At 71.2% G+C, this 18,236-nt stretch carries 18 protein-coding genes; 11 read left to right on the forward strand and 7 right to left on the reverse strand.

From position 1 onward, the window contains the following. Positions 1–100: 100 nt before the first annotated feature. The gene (locus OG595_RS01805; RefSeq protein WP_329267054.1) at positions 101–748 is read left to right on the forward strand and encodes a class I SAM-dependent methyltransferase; all 648 of its coding nucleotides are present in this window, start codon (positions 101–103) and stop codon (positions 746–748) included. Positions 749–1,086: 338 nt separating this feature from the next. Here the strand turns inward: OG595_RS01805 and OG595_RS01810 are convergent, their stop codons facing one another. After that, complete coding sequence (locus OG595_RS01810) at positions 1,087–2,238, reverse strand: hypothetical protein (protein WP_329267056.1); 1,152 nt, start codon at positions 2,236–2,238, stop codon at positions 1,087–1,089. Positions 2,239–2,441: 203 nt separating this feature from the next. On the opposite strand from OG595_RS01810, the gene OG595_RS01815 reads away from it, so the two are divergent. Further along, positions 2,442–4,409, forward strand: a complete 1,968-nt coding sequence (locus OG595_RS01815) for a glycoside hydrolase family 5 protein (RefSeq protein WP_329282575.1) — start codon at positions 2,442–2,444, stop codon at positions 4,407–4,409. A gap of 312 nt (positions 4,410–4,721) precedes the next feature. On the opposite strand, the gene OG595_RS01820 is transcribed toward OG595_RS01815, so the two are convergent. Next, positions 4,722–5,744 carry a DNA-directed RNA polymerase subunit alpha gene (locus OG595_RS01820; protein ID WP_329267058.1) on the reverse strand — a complete coding sequence of 341 codons (1,023 nt, stop codon included), beginning with the start codon at positions 5,742–5,744 and terminating at the stop codon, positions 4,722–4,724. Between the two features lie 586 nt (positions 5,745–6,330). On the opposite strand from OG595_RS01820, the gene OG595_RS01825 reads away from it, so the two are divergent. Continuing rightward, the gene (locus tag OG595_RS01825; RefSeq protein ID WP_329267060.1) at positions 6,331–7,176 is read left to right on the forward strand and encodes an SCO2400 family protein; all 846 of its coding nucleotides are present in this window, start codon (positions 6,331–6,333) and stop codon (positions 7,174–7,176) included. A gap of 48 nt (positions 7,177–7,224) precedes the next feature. On the opposite strand, the gene OG595_RS01830 is transcribed toward OG595_RS01825, so the two are convergent. Further along, positions 7,225–8,073, reverse strand: a complete 849-nt coding sequence (locus OG595_RS01830) for an SMP-30/gluconolactonase/LRE family protein (protein ID WP_329267062.1) — start codon at positions 8,071–8,073, stop codon at positions 7,225–7,227. 149 nt (positions 8,074–8,222) lie between these two features. Further along, a complete protein-coding gene (locus OG595_RS01835) occupies positions 8,223–9,008 on the reverse strand; it encodes a carbonic anhydrase (RefSeq protein ID WP_329267064.1) in 786 nt (261 codons plus the stop codon). 268 nt (positions 9,009–9,276) lie between these two features. On the opposite strand from OG595_RS01835, the gene OG595_RS01840 reads away from it, so the two are divergent. Genes OG595_RS01840 through OG595_RS01855 form a run of 4 tightly spaced genes read left to right on the forward strand, consistent with a single transcriptional unit; the run spans position 9,277 to position 11,314 of the window. Beyond that, on the forward strand, positions 9,277–9,690 hold the full coding sequence (locus tag OG595_RS01840) for a cation:dicarboxylate symporter family transporter (RefSeq protein ID WP_329267066.1): 414 nt from the start codon (positions 9,277–9,279) through the stop codon (positions 9,688–9,690). After that, the gene (locus tag OG595_RS01845) at positions 9,654–9,839 is read left to right on the forward strand and encodes a hypothetical protein (RefSeq protein WP_329267068.1); all 186 of its coding nucleotides are present in this window, start codon (positions 9,654–9,656) and stop codon (positions 9,837–9,839) included. Before OG595_RS01840 ends, OG595_RS01845 begins: the two co-directional genes overlap by 37 nt. Next, the gene (locus tag OG595_RS01850; protein ID WP_329267070.1) at positions 9,836–10,594 is read left to right on the forward strand and encodes an aspartate/glutamate racemase family protein; all 759 of its coding nucleotides are present in this window, start codon (positions 9,836–9,838) and stop codon (positions 10,592–10,594) included. The genes OG595_RS01845 and OG595_RS01850 overlap by 4 nt, the downstream gene beginning before the upstream one ends. 33 nt (positions 10,595–10,627) lie before the next feature. Further along, a complete protein-coding gene (locus OG595_RS01855) occupies positions 10,628–11,314 on the forward strand; it encodes a GntR family transcriptional regulator (protein ID WP_329267072.1) in 687 nt (228 codons plus the stop codon). Between the two features lie 97 nt (positions 11,315–11,411). Here OG595_RS01855 and OG595_RS01860 read toward each other — a convergent pair whose 3' ends face one another. Further along, positions 11,412–11,804: an alpha-L-rhamnosidase C-terminal domain-containing protein gene (locus tag OG595_RS01860; protein WP_329267074.1), complete on the reverse strand. Its 393-nt coding sequence runs from the start codon at positions 11,802–11,804 to the stop codon at positions 11,412–11,414. On the opposite strand from OG595_RS01860, the gene OG595_RS01865 reads away from it, so the two are divergent. The 3 genes from OG595_RS01865 to OG595_RS01875 all read left to right on the forward strand — a co-directional run bounded on the left by OG595_RS01865 (position 11,803) and on the right by OG595_RS01875 (position 14,990). Next, complete coding sequence (locus tag OG595_RS01865; protein WP_329267076.1) at positions 11,803–12,045, forward strand: hypothetical protein; 243 nt, start codon at positions 11,803–11,805, stop codon at positions 12,043–12,045. The genes OG595_RS01860 and OG595_RS01865 overlap by 2 nt on opposite strands. Positions 12,046–12,216: 171 nt before the next feature. Beyond that, positions 12,217–12,729 carry a universal stress protein gene (locus OG595_RS01870; protein ID WP_329267077.1) on the forward strand — a complete coding sequence of 171 codons (513 nt, stop codon included), beginning with the start codon at positions 12,217–12,219 and terminating at the stop codon, positions 12,727–12,729. A gap of 380 nt (positions 12,730–13,109) precedes the next feature. Beyond that, positions 13,110–14,990, forward strand: coding sequence for a PAS domain S-box protein (locus OG595_RS01875; protein ID WP_329267078.1), 1,881 nt, complete (start codon positions 13,110–13,112; stop codon positions 14,988–14,990). A gap of 524 nt (positions 14,991–15,514) precedes the next feature. Here the strand turns inward: OG595_RS01875 and OG595_RS01880 are convergent. Continuing rightward, the gene (locus OG595_RS01880) at positions 15,515–16,207 is read right to left on the reverse strand and encodes a response regulator transcription factor (RefSeq protein WP_329267080.1); all 693 of its coding nucleotides are present in this window, start codon (positions 16,205–16,207) and stop codon (positions 15,515–15,517) included. A 416-nt stretch (positions 16,208–16,623) separates the two neighbouring features. Between OG595_RS01880 and OG595_RS01885 the strand changes: the two genes are divergently transcribed. Further along, complete coding sequence (locus OG595_RS01885) at positions 16,624–17,079, forward strand: pyridoxamine 5'-phosphate oxidase family protein (RefSeq protein WP_329267082.1); 456 nt, start codon at positions 16,624–16,626, stop codon at positions 17,077–17,079. Positions 17,080–17,166: 87 nt separating this feature from the next. Here the strand turns inward: OG595_RS01885 and OG595_RS01890 are convergent, their stop codons facing one another. Continuing rightward, positions 17,167–17,988: a universal stress protein gene (locus tag OG595_RS01890; protein ID WP_329267084.1), complete on the reverse strand. Its 822-nt coding sequence runs from the start codon at positions 17,986–17,988 to the stop codon at positions 17,167–17,169. Between the last annotated feature and the right edge of the window lie 248 nt (positions 17,989–18,236).

The raw sequence follows: 18,236 nt of genomic DNA on the forward strand, positions 1-18,236 counted from the left end.
GGCCCGCCGGGACGCCCAACGGGCGGCCGTTGTGGCCCGTGCCCGGCGGGTGCGACGATGCCCCTCGGCGAAGCACATCGGCGAATGAGGGGACACCGACGTGAGTCACGAGGACCAACGGCCGCCTGCCGCTGTGCTGTTCGACGCTCTGGGTCCCGACTACGAGAAGGCGTTCGCCCATGCGCCGGCGCACCTGGCCGCGCTGGACTGGCTGATCGAGCGGCTGCCGCCCGCCGCGCGAACACTGGACGTGGGCAGCGGCACCGGACGGCCCACCGCCGCCGCGCTCATCGCGGCAGGGCACACGGTGCTGGGTGTCGACGTCTCCCCCGTCATGGTCGAGATCGCCACCCGTCAGGTCCCGGAGGCCGAGTTCCGCTGTGGCGACATCCGGGAACTCCCGCTCGACGCGGACTCGTTCGACGGCGTGTGCGTGTTCTTCTCGCTGCTTCAGATGACCCGCGCCGAGCAGTCGGCCCTGACGCGGCGGCTGGCCCTGGCCCTGAGGCCCGGCGGGCATCTGGTCATGGCCACCGTGCCCGTGGACGTGGAGGACCTCGAAGTGGTCTTCATGGGGCGGCCGGTCCGCGCCACCAGCTTCGCCTCGGAGGACTTCGTCGGGATGGCGGAGGCCGCGGGGCTGACGGTGCTGGCCCGGCACAGCAGCGTCTTCACCCCGGACCACCCCAGTGCCGAGCCCGAACCCCACCTCTTTCTGCACTGCCGCCGCGACGCGACCGGGCACTGACGCACAGGCACTCTCCGCACCGGAAGGTCACCGGCCTTCATCTGTCGGCACGGCCCACGGCGGGCCGGCGACCACGCCGGCCCGCCGCTGTCGGTGTCCACCTCGGCCGCCGACCGCGACGGCTACGGCTACGGCAACCCGCGCACCACGTACTTGCCTACGGACAGGAGGCAGGACGCTGGGCCGAAGCGGTGCGCCCAGGTGCGCCCCCGCGTACGGGCGAACGCTCCGACGTGAAAGGCATCCTGTCCGCGATCAGCGCACCCCCGAGCCGGCAGGCGTCCCGCTGCGGGCGGGACGGGTCGTCCCCGCACGCCTCAGGGGTGGTCGGGACCGCTCTACCTGGTGAAGATGGCGCCGCTCCTGAAGGAGTCGCCGCTGCCGCTGGACCGGTAGTGCCAGCCACCGACGGTCAGGTGCGAGCCGGAGGACACCACGGAGCTGACGCCGAGGGGGAACTGCGGATCGTTCTCGGGCAGGCCCAGCGACCGCCAGCCCTGGGCGGACGTCCAGGTCAGACCGACGGCCGCGTCGTCGTTGCCGCCCACGACGGCGATCCCGCCGTTCGGCCGCAGGGTCACAGCCTGCAGCGAGAAGGTGCCCGCGGGCAGGGGCACCTGGGTCCACGACCTGCCGTCCCAGTGCAGGGCCAGGCCCGCCGGGCGCTGCTTGTCGGTGTCGCGGGACCATCCGACGGCCCAGACGTCCGTCGGTGTGCGGGCGGCGATGTCGAAGAGGACCGCCGAGTCGGGGAACGCCGGGGTGGGTGTCCGGGTCCACCGGTGGCCGTCCCAGTGCACGGCGACGGACTGACCGGTGTCGTAGTCCACGCCGACGATCCAGACGTCGTTCGGTGCCACCTCCGTGACCTGGTTCAGGCCCCAGTTCGCCGACCCCGGGATCTGCACGGACCGCCACCGTCGGCCGTCCCAGTGCTGGACGACCGGTACATCGGTGAAGGTGTCCTCGGTGTAGCCCTGGCCCACCGCCCAGGCGTCGCGGCCGGAGACCGCACTCACCGACAGCAGACTTGCGTTGACTGTTCCTGAAGGCAGACCTGTGTCGGCGGTCAGTTGCCAGGCGCCCGCCACATAGCGGCCGACCAGCACACCTCCGCCGTCCGGTCCCTGGTCACCGACGAAGAACGCCGAGCCGTCCGCCGCGGTGGCGATGTCGTTGATTCTGCTGTCCCACGTGTTGGCGCCCCGCAGCGCCGTCTGCTTCCACACCCCGCCTCTGGCGAGGTCACGCTCGTACATGGTGGGCACGAACCGGATGGAACCGTCGTCGGGATTCTCCACGACCTCGGCGCCGCCGGCCCACGTCTTCGACGGGCTCGGCTGGGCCACGGTCATCACCGAGACCTGGCCCGTCGACGTCTCCACCCAGGCCCCGCCGTCGCCGGGCTCGGCCGTGGCGGTTCCGCTGATCACCATCGTGATCGCCCCGACTGCCGCCAGCTGCCCCGCGATCCTTCGTTTGGCCTTCACTGTGTTCTCTCCCGTTCCGGAGGAACCGCTCCCCCATATGTATTGATGCGAAGGGGGGTGCGTTCTGTTTCACGTGCGCCCGTCCGGCTGCCGACGCGCCTTCAGTTCCCGCTTGCCGGCAATCGACGTGCACGAAAGTCACCTCTGCGCGCGCAGGCCTGGACCAATGCCGCGCAACCCTCCACGATGACGGTGCCATGACAATGCGTCACGCATACCTCTGGAGAGTGACCGTGCCCCGAACCTTCGTCAGGGCCAGGGCCGCACTGGTCGCCGTAGTCCTCGTCGTGGCCCTGGCGCCCGCGGCCCAGGCGGCAGCCGGGCAGGAACCCGGCGCCGAGGCGGAAGCACCATCTGAAGCCGCCGTGTCCGCGGCGACTTGGACGCCGCCGCTCAGCACCCGGGGCCGCTGGATCGTCGACGCGAACGGCGACCGCTTCAAGCTGCGGTCCGGCAACTGGCACGGAGCCAGCGGCACCTGGAACGGCTCGGGAAGCGCGGACGACGACGCCGACCATCACGCGGGAGAGAACTCCGGCAGGATGCCGCTCGGACTGGACCGTGCCCCCATCGCCGAGATCATCGCCGGTTTCCAGGAGATCGAGATCAACAGCGTCCGGCTGCCCTTCTCCAACGAGATGGTCCACGACAGCCGTCCCGTCACGGACGGTTCCGTGGCCGCCAATCCCTCCCTGCGCGGCAGGACCCCACTACAGGTGTACGACGTGGTGGTACGCGAACTCACCGCCGCAGGGCTCGCGGTGATCCTCAACAACCACACCAACACCACTCGTTGGTGCTGCGGGGTCGACGGCAACGAACGCTGGAACGCGAGCCAGTCCGCCGGGACCTGGGAGAGCGACTGGCTCTTCATGGCCCGCCGCTACCGGAACAACCAGCGCGTCGTCGGCGCCGACCTCTACAACGAGGTGCGCCGCAACATCCTGGACGACCCCAACTGGGGGCTCGGTGACGACCACGACTGGTTCGCCGCCTCGCAGCGCCTCGGTGACCGCATCCTCACAGAGGCCGACCCCGATCTCCTCATCATCGTGGAGGGCATCAACTGGACCGGCATCCCCGTCGACGGACTCCCCCACGAACGCCCCACCCTGGCGCCCGTACGCCGCCTCTCGCACACGCTCGTCGACTCCGGCAAACTCGTGTATTCCGCTCACTTCTACGACTACACCGGCCCGAACCACAGCGGCGCCACCGGCACGGGCGAGACCAGCGACCCCCGCTACCGCGACCTGAGCCCCGCCGAACTCACCAAGGTACTGGACCGCCAGGCCTTCTTCGTGAGCTCGGAGACGAACACGCACTTCACCGCGCCTGTCTGGATCAGCGAGTTCGGTGTCGGCGGCCGGGACGAGACCGGCGACAAGCAGCGGGCCTGGTTCGCGAACTTCGTCGACCAACTGATCCGCACCGACGCCGACTTCGCGTACTGGCCGCTCGTCGGCTGGCACGAGAACCGCAAGGGCAACGGCTGGGCCCTGCTGCACTGGGACGCCGAGGGACACCGCATGGGTGTCTACGACGGCGACGACTGGCGGGCCGCCGCCTGGACCAGGCTCATCTCGGCCCAGGGCCGCACCGGCCCGGTGCCGCCCGTGGCGGACTGGTCGATGCTCAGCCCCGATCACGGCGACTTCGTCGAGTCGCGGCGGATACGGGCCCTGCCCGACTGGGATTCCGGCGCCCGGAAGGCCGTGTGCCCCGACGGACAGCGACTGCTCGGCCTCAGTCACACCGGCAACCGGGGCCTGTGCTCGGACGTGTCCGCAGGCCCCTTGTGGGACCCGGCCGGCGGACATGTGGTGGTCGTGGACGAGCGGTATGTCGGGCCGGGCAACGACTGGGCGTCCGGCTACACCAAACTCCAGTGCGCCGACGGCCACTTCCTGACCGGGTACAGCGTCCGCGGTTCGGCCGTCTCGGCCGCCCTGTGCGTGGCCGCTCCGGCGGGCAGGCTCGGCACAGCGGGCCGCACCGTCTGGTTCGACCGGGGCGACAACAGGGGCACGGCCGGCAAGGGCGGCGACTTCGCGCAGGGCCACTACAAGGGCCAGTGCGCGGACGACGAGTACGCGGCCGGGATCGCGTACACGGCTCGGGTGGGTTCGGCACGGACTCCGGACGCCCTGTACTGCCGAAGGCTGGGCTGACCGGCCGTCGGATGCGGCTCCCGGGAGTGCCGACGTACTCGGCGGCAGGCCCGACCACCGCGACCCGCTGCCTGCCGGGGACCAGCGGGCCGTCGGTGACACCATGCTGATCGGCGTCTCCCGCTCGCACGGGGGTGCCCTGGTCCTCGGTCTGTGACGACGATCGCGTCCAGCGACGACCAGGGCACCCCCGTGCCCCTCCGCTCGCGCACTACCCCGGCTGGTCCGGGGAGGCCCTTACGAAGGATCCGCGTCGGCCCGTGCACCCGGTTCCGGACCGGAACCGGGGTGACGGTCCTGGTGGCGCGGTGTTCAGTACTGCTCGGTCTCCACGAAACCGCCGTCCGCGTCGTTGTCCGCACCGAAGGCGTCGGCGGCGGCGGTCGGGTTGAATCCGGGCGGGCTGTCCTTCAGGGCCAGGCCCATGTCGGCCAGCTTCGCCTTGACCTCGTCGATGGACTTCGCACCGAAGTTGCGGATGTCCAGCAGGTCGGCCTCGGAGCGGGCGACGAGCTCGCCCACGGAGTGGACGCCCTCACGCTTGAGGCAGTTGTAGGAGCGGACGGTGAGGTCGAGCTCCTCGATCGGCAGCACCAGGTCGGCCGCGAGGGCGGCGTCCGTGGGGGACGGGCCCATGTCGATGCCCTCGGCGTCGATGTTGAGCTCGCGGGCGAGTCCGAACAGCTCGACGAGCGTCTTACCGGCCGACGCCATGGCGTCACGGGGACGCATGGCCTGCTTGGTCTCGATGTCGACGATCAGCTTGTCGAAGTCGGTGCGCTGCTCGACACGCGTGGCCTCGACCTTGTACGTGACCTTCAGGACCGGCGAGTAGATCGAGTCGACCGGGATACGCCCGATCTCCTGACCCACCTGCTTGTTCTGCACGGCGGAGACGTAGCCGCGACCGCGCTCGACGGTCAGCTCCATCTCCAGCTTGCCCTTGCCGTTGAGCGTGGCGAGGACGAGGTCGGGGTTGTGCACCTCGACGCCGGCCGGCGGCGCGATGTCGGCGGCGGTGACGAGGCCGGGACCCTGCTTGCGCAGGTACATCACGACAGGCTCGTCCTGCTCCGAGGAGACGACCAGCTGCTTGATGTTGAGGATGAGGTCGGTGACGTCCTCCTTGACGCCCGGCACGGTGGTGAACTCGTGCAGGACACCGTCGACGCGGATAGACGTGACCGCCGCACCCGGGATCGAGGAGAGGAGCGTACGACGCAGAGAGTTCCCGAGGGTGTAGCCGAAGCCCGGCTCCAGCGGCTCGATGACGAACCGGGAGCGGAACTCGTCGACGACTTCTTCGGTCAGGGATGGACGCTGAGCAATCAGCACGGGGTGTTGCCTCCAGTGGTTTGGCGCCCGCTATGTGACGCCGTAGACATAGGAAGGGTACGGGCGCCGAGGGCCTCGCTGTCTCCACAGCGGCCGAACGGCCCGTGTCCTGATCCGGCAGATCGACGTCGAACGTCCCTTCCGGCCGCCACGCGCAGGGCGTTCCGGGCCGTGGCAGAACAGCCGCCGAAGGCGGCCCACGGCACGAATTCCCTGTTCAGGGTGTTGCTGTCGTCGTACCGGAAGACGGCAGGGCCGCCCGGAAAGCGGACGGACACCCACCGGCCCAACAGCTCCGGCGTTCCCCGACGAGCCGGAGTCACGAAATTGACCGGATGCCGCCTCCGTTTCCATGGGGGCGCGCAGGCGACCGCACTCAGGTCCTGGTCCTGGCCCGGCGGGCCGCGCACACCGGAAGAATTCGGGCATCCAGCAGAAACGGCGCGCAGATGTGTCGTACGACGGCCGAACACCGAACGCATCTGCGCAGGAGTGTCACACAGGCTGCACACACGCTCTCGAAAGCGTCGCTACGTTTGCTCCCGGCTCGCTCACCCGTGCGAACGCGAATACAGGAAGACCGTAGATGGACTACTGCTCCACGTGCTGTCGGCATCTCAACGGCGCCCTGGTGTGCCCCGGGTGCGGCGCCTACGCCCCGGACATCGCTCCCCTCGCCGACGGAACGCCCGCACCGGCAACCGCGGTGGACGCGACACCACGGCAGGTCCCCGTCCACCTGTGGAACGACCCGGACGCCGGCGCCGAGAGCGACGGCCGGACGCCGCAGGAGCATCCGTACGACGACCCGGACGTCCCCTCCTCCCCCGCGCCGAACGGCCGGGCGGCACGGCGCCGTCAGCGGGAACGCTGGAAGAAGACGCAGCGCAGGGCCCTGGTCGCCACCGCGGTCGCCCTGGTCGGCGGAGGCATGACCGTCTCCTCGATGAGCCGCCAGACCCCGGACCGGACGCAGGCGGCCTCCGCGCCGGACAGGGTGCCGATGGGGATCGCGGAGGATCAGGTCACGGAGCCCACTCCCGTCCCCTCGACGCCTGGCGACACGTACCGGGCCGGGCACCCCTCCTCCGCCGTCCGGTCCGCCACGACGAACTCGCCGCACGAACAGGCCGCCGTGACGCCCCGGGCCACGCCGGTCGGCCAGGTGGTCCACCAGAAGAGCGTCACGGTTCCGCTGTCGGCGGTGACGGGCTCGACCGAGTCGCAGGCGGGCTCCACCGTGTCCGATGCCACAGCCGACAACACCACGCAGGCCACGGACTCGCCGACGACCTCAGCCACCGACAGCACCAGCACATCCGGCACGGACACGTCGTCGGCGACGCCGTCGCCCTCCGAGTCCTCCTCGACGTCCTCGTCTTCCTCGTCGTCCTCAGAGCTGTGCCTGCTCGGGGTGCTGTGCATCAGCTGATCACGTGCGCCGGAAGGCGCGCCCCGGGCGCCGGGCGGCGCCGGTGGGCTACGGCCAGCCCGCTCCCGGCACGGCGACCTGGAGGGTGAGCACCTGACCGGTGCCCGGCGCCACCGGCTCGAGCTCGGTCATGCCCTGCCATTGCGCTGCCACGATGAACAGGGTCATGCCGTCGGGACCGCCCAGCGCGCAGGCGAAGCAGCCGCGGTCCAGCGTCACGGTCTGCAGGACCGTCCCGCCCACGCCGACGCGCACGCACCGCCGGTTGGGGACGTCGGCGTACCAGACGGCGTTCTGCGCGTCGACGCAGATGCCGTCCGGGGTGCCCTGCCCGAGGTCGGCCCAGACGCGTCGGTTGGACAGGGTGCCGTCCATGCCGATGTCGAAGGCCACCAGGTGGTGGCGGTAGGAGTCCGCGACGATCAGGGTGGAGTTGTCGGGGGTGACCGCCATGCCGTTGGGAAACGCGATGTCGTCGGCGACCTGGCGCACGGAGCCGTCGGGTGTGGCCAGGTGGACGAAACCCGGCCTGACCTCCTCGCCCGCCATCGGGTTGAAGCCTGCGCGGTTGACGTAGGCGTTGCCGCGACCGTCCACCACGATGTCGTTCCAGCCGGGCCGGCCGAGGTCCGCGTGAGTGACCAGGGTGCCGTCCGGCTCTCGGCGCAGCAGCAGCCCGTCGGGGGACGAGACGATCACCAGACGGCCGTCGGGGAGCCAGGCGGTGCACAGCGGCAACGACGCCACCCGGGCGATCACTTCGCCGTGGCCGGCGAGGTCGACCGAGATGACCTCGCCGGCGGACCAGTCGGAGAAGTACAGGCGGTCGCCGTGCCAGCGCGGGGACTCCACCAGGCCCCTGCCGGTGAGCAGTGTCCGTACCCCGGCCATTCTCATCACAGCCCTTCGCATCGGCCGGCCCGGCGCCGGCGCCTCACCATCCATACGAACACCGGGTGGCCGCATCGGCAGGCTCCCCGGTGTGCGGGGCTGGGAAGTCGGCCGCGGGGGCGGTCCACCGCGGCCGACTTCCGGCCGTACGACGGTCAGCCGATGCGGTGCACCCGCTGGGTGGTCAGCTCGTAGCGGGCGCCGACGATGGTCAGGGCGCCGGAGTCCACCTTTGCGGCGAGGTCGGGTTCCGCCGCGAGCCGGGACCGTATGAGCCGGATGTTGGCGTCGATCGTCGCGTCGACGCGCGCGTCGCCCGTCTTGCTGTGATCGATGGCGGGCCTGATCTGGTCGGCCAGGTACTGGATGTGGGCGGGCAGTGCCTCGCCCGACTCGTCCGCCTGGACCGTCGCCTTCACCGCTCCGCACGACTGGTGGCCGAGCACCATGAGCAGGGGGATCCCCAGTTCGAGCACGCCGTACGCGAGGCTGCCGAGCACGGCCTCGTCGAGGACCTGGCCGCCGCTCCGTATGGTCATCAGGTCGCCGAGGCCCTGGTCGAAGACCATTTCCGGAGGCACCCGGGAGTCGATGCAGCCGAGGACGAGCGCGAACGGGTGCTGACTGGTCGTCAGCGCCTGCCTGACGGCGGGAGACTCGTCGGGATGCTGCTGGCGGAAGGTGCGCCAGCGGCGGTTGCCCGCGGCCAGCTCTCGCAGAGCCTCCTCGGCGGTGGTGGGCCGCTTGCGCGGAGCGGCGGTGGGGGGTGCGGCGACCGCGGGTTCGGCGCCGATGGCCAGGCCCGCGCCGAGAACGGCGGTCCCGGTGAGCGCGGCGCGCAGGAGTGAGCGCCGGGCGGGGGGTGTCGCGCCGGAGACCGGAGCGACGGGTGCCGTCCGCTGCGGCTGGACGGCACTGTGGGGTGTTGGGTCAGAGTTCACGGAAGGGAACGTATGTCCGGCTCGATGCCCCCCTGTTCGGGTTGCCGATTCATGATCAAACGTTGATCAGTTCTTGGCGTCTCCGAGGGAGTTCCTTGGCCGGGGACAGGGCCACAGACCCGGGGTTGCCGCCAACAACCTTGCGACGCAACCGCGTTGACCAGGTTCCAGTGGCTCCACTTCCCCCCTCTTGACAGGTGGCCACCTCTGGCCCAGTGTTGCGGATCGACATGTAGAACGCAATATATTGCATATGGCAGGAGGATCCGTGGACACCGCTCACCCCCGTCCAGGCAGCCCCGACACCCAGCGGCACCCCCGGCCGAACCGGCGCCCGGAGTCGGTCAGGAAGGTGGGCCGGATCGCCGGCAAGGCCATCCTCTGCTTCGAACTCGTCACCACCGTGATCCTGGTCATCGCGGTGGGCCTGGCCAGGTTCGCGGACATCGGCAAGAGCGCACCCGTGCGGGGCGCCGACGCCGAGGACCTGGACGGTCTGAGCCGGGGCATCGACTTCCACGAGCTACTGCTGCACGCCGTACCGAAGAACATCTTCGCCGCGTTTGGGGAGGGCAACCTGCTCGGAGCGATCGTCTTCGCCCTCCTATCGGCCTGCCCGCCGAAGGCATCGCCCTGCTGCTCGGCGTGGACTTCATCGTCGACATGGCCCGCACCGGCGTGAACGTCATCGGCAACTCGCTCGCCGCCGCCGTCGACAGTTCCGAGAAGCGGCGCGAGGCCAAGCTCGCCCATCGCGGCAACGGCAGCGGCACTCCCCACCTCCCTGCCACGCACGAGCACACGCCCCTGCGGAAGGAAACCGCGCAGTGAACACCCCCACGCCCACCCCCGCTCCCGAACCCGCCCCGGTCTCCGCCCCCGAGATCATCGGCATCCTGGGCGGGATGGGCCCGGCGGCCACCGCCGACTTCTACACCAAGCTCGTCTCGGCCACGCCCGGCTCCAGCGACCAGGACCACCTCCGGACGGTCATCTGGTCCGACCCCACCATCCCCGACCGCACCGAGGCCCTCCTCGGCGACGGACCCGACCCCACACCCTGGCTCCTCGACGGCAGCCGCGTCCTGCGCGAGGCCGGCGCCACCGTCATCGCCATCCCCTGCAACACCGCGCACGCCTTCGTCCCCCGCATCGCCGACCATGTCGGTCTGCCCATCGTCCACATGATCGGCGAGGTCGCCGGGCACCTCAGCACCCTGAGCCCCCGCATCCGCACCGCCGGTCTGCTCGCCACCACCGGAACCGTCCGCGCGGACCTGTACCAGGAGTGGCTGGACCACTTCGGCATCCGTCTCGTCCTGCCCGACGGCAACAGCCAGGACCATGAGGTCATGGCCGCCATCCACGCGGTGAAGGCGGGCACCCACGACGCCGCGACGACCGCGCTCCTGGCCCGCGCCGCCCGGCGCCTCACCCGGCGGGGCGCACAGGCGGTCATCGCGGGCTGCACCGAGATCCCCCTCGGCCTTCCCGCCGACGCCGTCGACGTCCCTCTCGTCGACCCGGCTCTCGTCCTGGCCCACGCCCTGGTCCGCCGGGCCGGCGCCAAAGCAGCAGCCGCCTAGGGCGGCTTACAGGGCCGATGTACTGTACGCAATATGTCACTCGACAGCCCTGTCTCCCGCCGTCTCCTCAGCGACGAGGTCTTCCACCGACTGCGCGACTCCATCGTGCGCGGGGAGCTGGTCCCCGGCGAGAAGGTCAAGGACGGTGAGCTCGCCGAGCGCCTCGGGCTCAGCCGCACCCCGGTACGCGAGGCGCTCGCCCGCCTCACCGACATCGGCCTGGTCGAGTCGAAACCCGGCGTCTACACCCGCATCACCACCCTCAACCGCCGCGACGCGGAGAAGACCCTCGCCGTGCTGCGCACCCTCGACCGGCTCGCCATCGAGACAGCGGTGCCCGTCATGACCCGGCAGGACCTCCAGCGCATGCGCGAGGCGAACCGCGACTTCGCACGGGCCGTCGCCGCCAACGACACCACCACCGCACTCGCCGCCGACGACCGCTTCCACGCCGTCCCCACCGAGGCCGCGGACAACCCCATGCTCAGCCGGATCGTCGAACAGCTCCACCCCCAGATCCACCGCATCCTCTACCGCAAGTTCTCCACCCTCCTCGGCGGCCGCAACACGATCGAACACCACGATCAGCTCATCGACGTCTGCGCCGGCGGCGACGCCCGCGCCGCCGCCGAACTCTCCGCGCACCACTGGTCCGAACTCGGCGGCCACATCAACCAGCTCTTCGACACCGACCAGTTCACCGAGGCAGCCGCCCCCTGAAGCGGCCGTCCGGTCCAGGGGCTGACCGAGCCGCCCGAAGCCGCACCGCGCCGACGGAGACAACTCGGCGCGGTGCGGCGGTCTTCGCGAGGTCGGGTCACCGGGCGTTGAAGCGGTACGACCCCACCCCTGCCCGGTAGACCTTGTAGCCCGCACCGCCCGACGTGTCGTCCCGTACGAAGGTGACGCCCCGCGGCGCGGTGACGGGCCTGTCCTGGGTGGGGACCCAGATCTCGGCGTCCATGTTGTACGGGACGGTGACCGCGAGGTCGATCCTGCCGTCCGAGCGGCGGCGCCACTCCGAGGACACCTGGCCGCGCACGGTGGCAGCTCGGCGAACAGGCTGCTGTTGCCGTAGTACGTGTACAGCCATGGGGACGAACCTCGGCAGCCGGCCGGTGGCGATCTGCGTGTCGGGGAAGTTGCGCGGGTAGTTGGTGAGGACGGTGTTGACGCCCCAGGTGAGGGGCTCGGACTCGGAGCCGGCCATGGCGTGTGGTCATGCCGTACCGGCCCCGTCCGACTTCGGCGGCGACGACGTTCTCCCGATCGGCCCGCAGCAGAGCGGTGACGTCGAAGGGGTCGTACAGGTCAGTGCGTTCGCAGGTGCTGTGGTCGGTCGCGAACCCGACCGCCGTCGGCATCAACTCCGGTTCTCCGCGGGCCTGGACGCGGTGCCGGACGCGGCGAACACGCCGCGGTGGACCGACCACGCACCGGACCACGTGTGAACCCCGGCTTCGGTACCACGGTTCCCAGCGCCGACCAGGGACCCTTGGTCCCCGATCGGCACCGCTCGGCCCGTGCCGACCCCGCCCGGCCCGGGCCACCGTGGAGACATTGCGACAAGGTCCGCACAGTGATGAACCGATGAACCGATGTATCGACGAAGCGAGGTAGCCATGACCGGACTCACCGCCAACAACAGCATCGTGGTGGGCGTCGACGGGTCCGAGGCCTCCCTGGCCGCTTTGCGCTGGGCCGCCGAACAGGCTCGCGTGCTGCGCGCGGAGGTGGTCGCCGTGCACGCCTGGGAGCCGTGCGGAACCGGCCTGGCCCCGTACGCCCCCGTGTCCGCGCGTCCGACCGCTGACGAGCAGCGTGACCAGGCCGCCGAAGTCCTCGCCTCGACGGTTCGTACGGCCTTCGGGGCGCGAATCGACCGTCCTGTACGGGCCGTTCTGATCGAGGGCCCACCCGCGCGAGTGCTGCTCCAGCAGGCGCGCGGCGCTCTGCTGCTCGCCCTGGGACGCAAGGCTCACCGGCAGCAGGGACTGCCCGCGATCGGCACGGTCGGCCGCGAATGCCTGCGGAACGCGACGCTGCCGGTGGTCGCGGTGCCCGTCGCCCACCGGCCCGTGACACCGGTCAGGAGCGCCTGGACGCCCGTTCCCACCAGGAGCGGAGTCGCGTAGGGGCGCCGCCGGCTGCAGGAGGCGGCGGGACCAGTGGTCCTGTCGTCCTGCGCCCTGCGCCCTGCGCCCTGGGTCCTGGGTCCTGGGTCCTGCTGACCGTCTCGCCCTGTCCGCCGGAATCAGGGTCCACTCGGCATGACAGGACTCTCGGACAACTCGGCACTCACTGCCTCCTCGGAGCCAACAGTGGACAGATTCGGCCGACGAACGGCCAGTAAGCGACATGCACGGACGGACAGGGAGTGGATGCGCTGGGATGACCCGAACCATCACGGAACCATTGAAAGCGGCCGGGTGAGGCGTACATGCGCGACTTTGTCGAGGCGGAGTCAGCACAGGCGGCAGGAGTCCGCCGTCCGGATGTGTGTCCCTGCGGCCCAGTGGTTCGCGAGGGCGGGCCGGGGGAGGCGGAGGAGCGGTTCCGCGGGCTGCTCGAAGCCGCGCCCGACGCCATGGTCATCGTCGACGACACCGGAACCATCAGACTGGTGAACGCCCAGACCGAGGCCCTGTTCGGCTACCAGCGTGCGGAGTTGCTCGGTCGTCCGGTCGAGGTACTGGTGCCGCACCGTTTCCGAGGCCACCACACCCGGCATCGCGACGGCTACGCGGCCAACCGGCAGGTACGTCCGATGGGCGCCGGTCTCGAACTGCACGGGCTCCGCAAGGACGGCACCGAGTTCCCCGTGGAGATCAGCCTCAGTCCGCTGGAGACCGCCGACGGGCTGCTCATGTCCGCCGCCGTCCGCGACGTCAGCGACCGCAGGGCCGCCGAGGCGCGGATCAACGAACTCGCCGCGATCGTCGAGTCGTCCCAGGACGCCATCCTCGCCAAGACCCTCGACGGGCACATCACCTACTGGAACGCCGCCGCGCACCGGCTCTACGGCTACTCGGCCGAGGAGGTCATCGGCCGGCACGTGACCCTGCTCGCCCCGCCGGGGGCACGGGACGAGATCAGCTTCCTCCTGGAGCGCCTGCGCCACGGAGAGAAGGTCGAGCACTTCGAGACGCTGCGCCTCACCAGGGCCGGTGTGCTGCTGGACGTCGACGTCACGCTGTGGCCGAACCGGGACGCCCATGGCACGGTGGTCGGCGCCTGCGCCATCGTGCGGGACATCAGCGACCGCAAGCGCGCGGAGGCCGAACTCACCACCCTGTACGAGCAGCAGCGCCACATCGCCCTGACCCTGCAACGCAGCCTCATGGGCACCCCGCCGGCCATCCCCGGCCTGGCAACGGCCAGCCGCTACCGGCCCGCGACCCAGGGCGCGGGTGTGGGCGGCGACTGGTTCGATCTGGTGCCTCTGGGCGCCGGCCGTGTCGGCGTCCTGATCGGTGACGTGATGGGCCGGGGTCTGGAAGCTGCCGCGGTCATGGGCCAGTTACGGTCGGCCGCGCACGCGCTCGCAAAGACCGACATGCAGCCCCGCCAGCTCATGCAGGCCCTCGACGCGGTCGTCGCCGACCTCGCCGTGCCCGACCAGCTCGTCACCTGCTGCTACCTGGTCATCGCGCCGGACGCCGGATCCGTGACCGTCTGCTCCGCCGGCCATCTGCCGGTCCTCGTCGTCGGCCCCGGCGAGGGTGTCCGCAGCCTTCCCGCACCCGTCAACGCACCGCTCGGCGTCGGCGGCATCCTCTACCAGCAGTCCTGTGAGGCCGTCCCGCCCGGCGCGACCCTCGTCCTCTACACGGACGGTCTCGTCGAAACCCCGGGCAGCGACATCGAGGACAAGGTCGACGAACTCACGGCCGTCCTCGACAAGTTCTTCACGGACAATCCCTGTCTGGAGACCGCCGCCGACCATGTGCTCGCCGCCCTGCTTCCCGACCCGGAGAGCCACAACGACGACGTCACCCTGCTGTTCGCCCAGCTCCCGGCCGCGCCACTGACCACCCTCACCACCGGACTTCCCGCCATCGCGACGTCCGTACCCGCGGGGCGCGCGTTCCTCCACAAGGCTCTCGTCTCCTGGGGCTGCGCCGCAGCGGCGGACAACGCCCTCCTGCTGCTCTCCGAAACCCTGACCAACGCCGTGCTGCACGCCGAGGGCCCCATCGGCCTGCATCTGACCCGCACCGCCTCCGACCTCACCGTCGAGGTCAGCGACCACAGCCCCCAGCTCCCCCAGCCCCGCCTGGCGACCGCGGACGACGAGTCCGGACGTGGCCTGCTCCTCGTCCGCGCTCTCGCCGACAACTGGGGAGTCCGTCCCACCGACGAGGGCAAGACCACATGGTTCACCCTCAAACTGTGAGACCGGCACGCCCCGGACCGTGACCGAGCCGCTCTCGGCAGTCCCCTGGGCAGTCCCCTCGTCGAACCGGGCCGTATGACCGTCGCTTCGCAGTCCTCCGTCGACACCAGCAGGCCCGACGCCGTTCCGACATCTCCCGGACCGGGGTTCCAGCAGCCCCGCCCGGCCTCCCCCCACCGGAGGCCGAGCGGGCCGCCGGGGGTCACCGTTTCACCGGTGACCCCGGTCAACCCCGCCGGACACGGCGCGCCCCTCGGCGGTCCGCTCGCTGCGCGTCGGCACGCTGCGGGCGGCCGCCGCCGGCCCTCCCCGGTGCCCCGCCGGCCGTGCCCACGCGGTCTCGTGGCTCTCCACGGGGATGAACGCTAGGCGGCCCCCCGTGCGTGCACCCTGGGCCGAACGGCCCTGTCCCCTACCCATCCGGCCCTGCGGGGAACGCACCCACCCACCGCACCGGAGGCACCCCTAATGGGGACCACTGCTCCGGGGCGGGCCGGGCCGGACGGGGCGTCGGCCCCACGGCGTCAGTGGCCGTCGCGCCCGAGCCGGTCCTGGGCCTGGGTGGCGATGACAGCGGCCTGGATGCGCCGCTCCACACCGAGCTTCGCCAGCAGCCGGGAGATGTGGTTCTTCACCGTCTTCTCGGCCAGGAAGAGCCGCTGACCGATCTGACGGTTGGTCAGCCCCTCACCGATCAGGGCCAGGATCTCCCGCTCCCGGTCGGTCAGGCCCGGCAGTGCCTCCGGTTCCTCCTGCGGCTGCCGGCCCTCGCGGAGACGGGTCATCAGCTTGGAGGTGGCGCTCGGATCGAGCAGGGACTGCCCCCGGGCCACCGTCCGCACGGCCGACACCAGGTCGGATCCCCGGATCTGTTTCAGCACGTATCCGGACGCTCCGGCCATGATCGAGTCGAGGAGGGCCTCCTCGTCGTCGAACGAGGTCAGCATGAGGCAGGCCAGCTCCGGCATCCGCGAGCGCAGTTCCCGGCACACGGTCACCCCGTCGCCGTCGGGCAGGCGGACGTCCAGGACGGCCACCTGCGGGCGCAGTGCGGGGACACGCACCAGGGCCTGCTCCACCGTGCCGGCCTCGCCGACCACGGTGATGTCCGGCTCGTCGTTCAGCAGGTCGCGCACCCCTCGCCGTACCACCTCGTGGTCGTCCAGCAGGAAGACCCGGGTCGCGCCGTCGGTTCCGGGCCGCTCGCCGTCCGTCATCAGATGCTCCTCGTCACGCCCCCGCCCCGATGCCCGCCCGAGCACGGAATCGGCCTCCTCACCCACGATCCTTCTCGCCCCGGGGCCGAAAGGCCAGGGCCGGTCGGCCCTGATTCCCGCCGTGTCACGACCGGCATCCGCCCAGTTCCGTACGGCTGCGCCGGGCCGCGCCGACGAAAGCCGAGGCCGGCGGCCCCGGGCCAAACGGACCCGTCCGGCCCCGCTCAGGGGCCGAACGGCCCTGGCGCACGGATCACGGGCGCCGTTCCAATGGCCTGATCGCCCCTTCCCGTGGCCGACTCGGACAGCGTCCCGCACGTCATCGCAGGACCACAGCCACCCCGTCCTCGAAGGGACCCGAAGACGCCGCACCGGAGAGCCGAAGAGTGAGTGCCGAATCCAGACGGAGGCGTGCCATGCGCCCCAGCCACACCGGGCCGAGCCAGGTCGGCCCCCGCCAGAGCATCGCGCTCGACGGCACCGAGGCGCTGCGGCTGCTCGGCAGTGTGTCCCTGGGCAGGATCGTCTTCACCCAGCACGCGTTGCCGTCCATCCGCCCGGTCAACCATGTGCTGGTCGACGGTGACATCGTCATCCGCACCCATGAGGGCGCGGCCCTGACCCGCCGGGCCGGCAGTGCCGGCGTGGTCGTCGCCTACGAGGCGGACGCCATCGATCCGGACACACACCTCGGCTGGAGCGTGGTGGTCACCGGCTACGCCCATCTGGTGACCGATCCGACCGAACTGGCCCGCTACCAGGCCCTGTTGCATCCGTGGGTGCAACAGTCGATGGATCACGCGGTCCGCGTTCACCCCGATCTGGTCACCGGAATCCGGCTCACCGCGGTGGAGCAGCGCACCGAGACCTGAGCACGGTGCGGTGCCGGTTCCGGTGCGGTGCGCTGCGGTCCGCGGGTCACGCGCGAGCGCTCGTTCGTTCCGCTGCGGAGCCGGTCGTCAGGTGGGCACCACGACCACGGGGCAGTGGGACCTGTGCAACAGGACGTGGGTCACCGACCCCACACGCGAACCGAGCCGGCCGGTGCGGCGGTGGGCACCGATGACCACGACGGATGCCTCGCGGGTGGCCTCCAGCAGTGCGCGCGCAGGACCGGTGCGGACCGTGCGGACCTCGGTGCCCACTCCGGGGTACTGCTCCTCCAGCCGGGACGTGGTGAAACGCGGCACGGCCTCCTCGGCACGTCCCTGCCGGGCGAGCCGCTCCTGCCCTGGGCTCGTCGCGGGCACGAGCGACGGCAGCTCCGGGGTGACCGGCCGGTGGGTCCAGGAGTGCAGAACACGCAGCCGGGCACCGCGCCGCTGCGCCTCCTGGAACGCGAAGGCGGCCACGTCCGCGTCGGTGTCGCCCGCCAGCCCGAGCAACACCTGACCCTCGCAGGGGTGATCACCGCGGACGACCAGCAGCGGGCCGTGCACACGGGCGGCCAGGCGCGCGCTCACCGAGCCGAACAGCAGGCCCGTGAGACCACCGAGGCCACGAGTGCCGACGACGGTCAGCGCCGCGGTCTCGCTCTCGCGTGCCAGCGCCCGTACGGCACCACCCGTCGGGGCGGTCGTCACGACCGGCAGACCGGGGTGACGCTCGCGGACCCGTTCGGCGGCCGATGCCAGGACCGGTCCGGCCTCGTCCCGGTCGGACACGGCGTACACGACACGCAGGGCGGCTCCGCGGCGAACCGCTTCGTCCGCGGCCCAGTCCAGCGCGCGAACGGCGACGAGCGAACCGTCCACTCCGACGACCACATCATGGAGAGTCATTGTCATGTTTCCCTTCAGTGCCGTGCTTGAGGTGCTTGGGGTGATCCGGGCGCCGGGAGTGCTCGGGGTGCTCCGCCGGAAGGGGATGCCGGAGGGCTCGTCCGCGGTGGACGGGTCCGCCGGGCCGGCCGGGCGCCGGGGCGGCTATACGGACGATGCTCGTCGTCCGGCTCCGTCGGGGGCAGGGGCCGACCGAGTCCGTCGGGCGAGCCGTACGTCCCGTCGTCGTGGGCCGTACGGCCCACGGA

Source organism: Streptomyces sp. NBC_01451 (genome assembly GCF_036227485.1).
GTDB lineage: Bacteria > Actinomycetota > Actinomycetes > Streptomycetales > Streptomycetaceae > Streptomyces.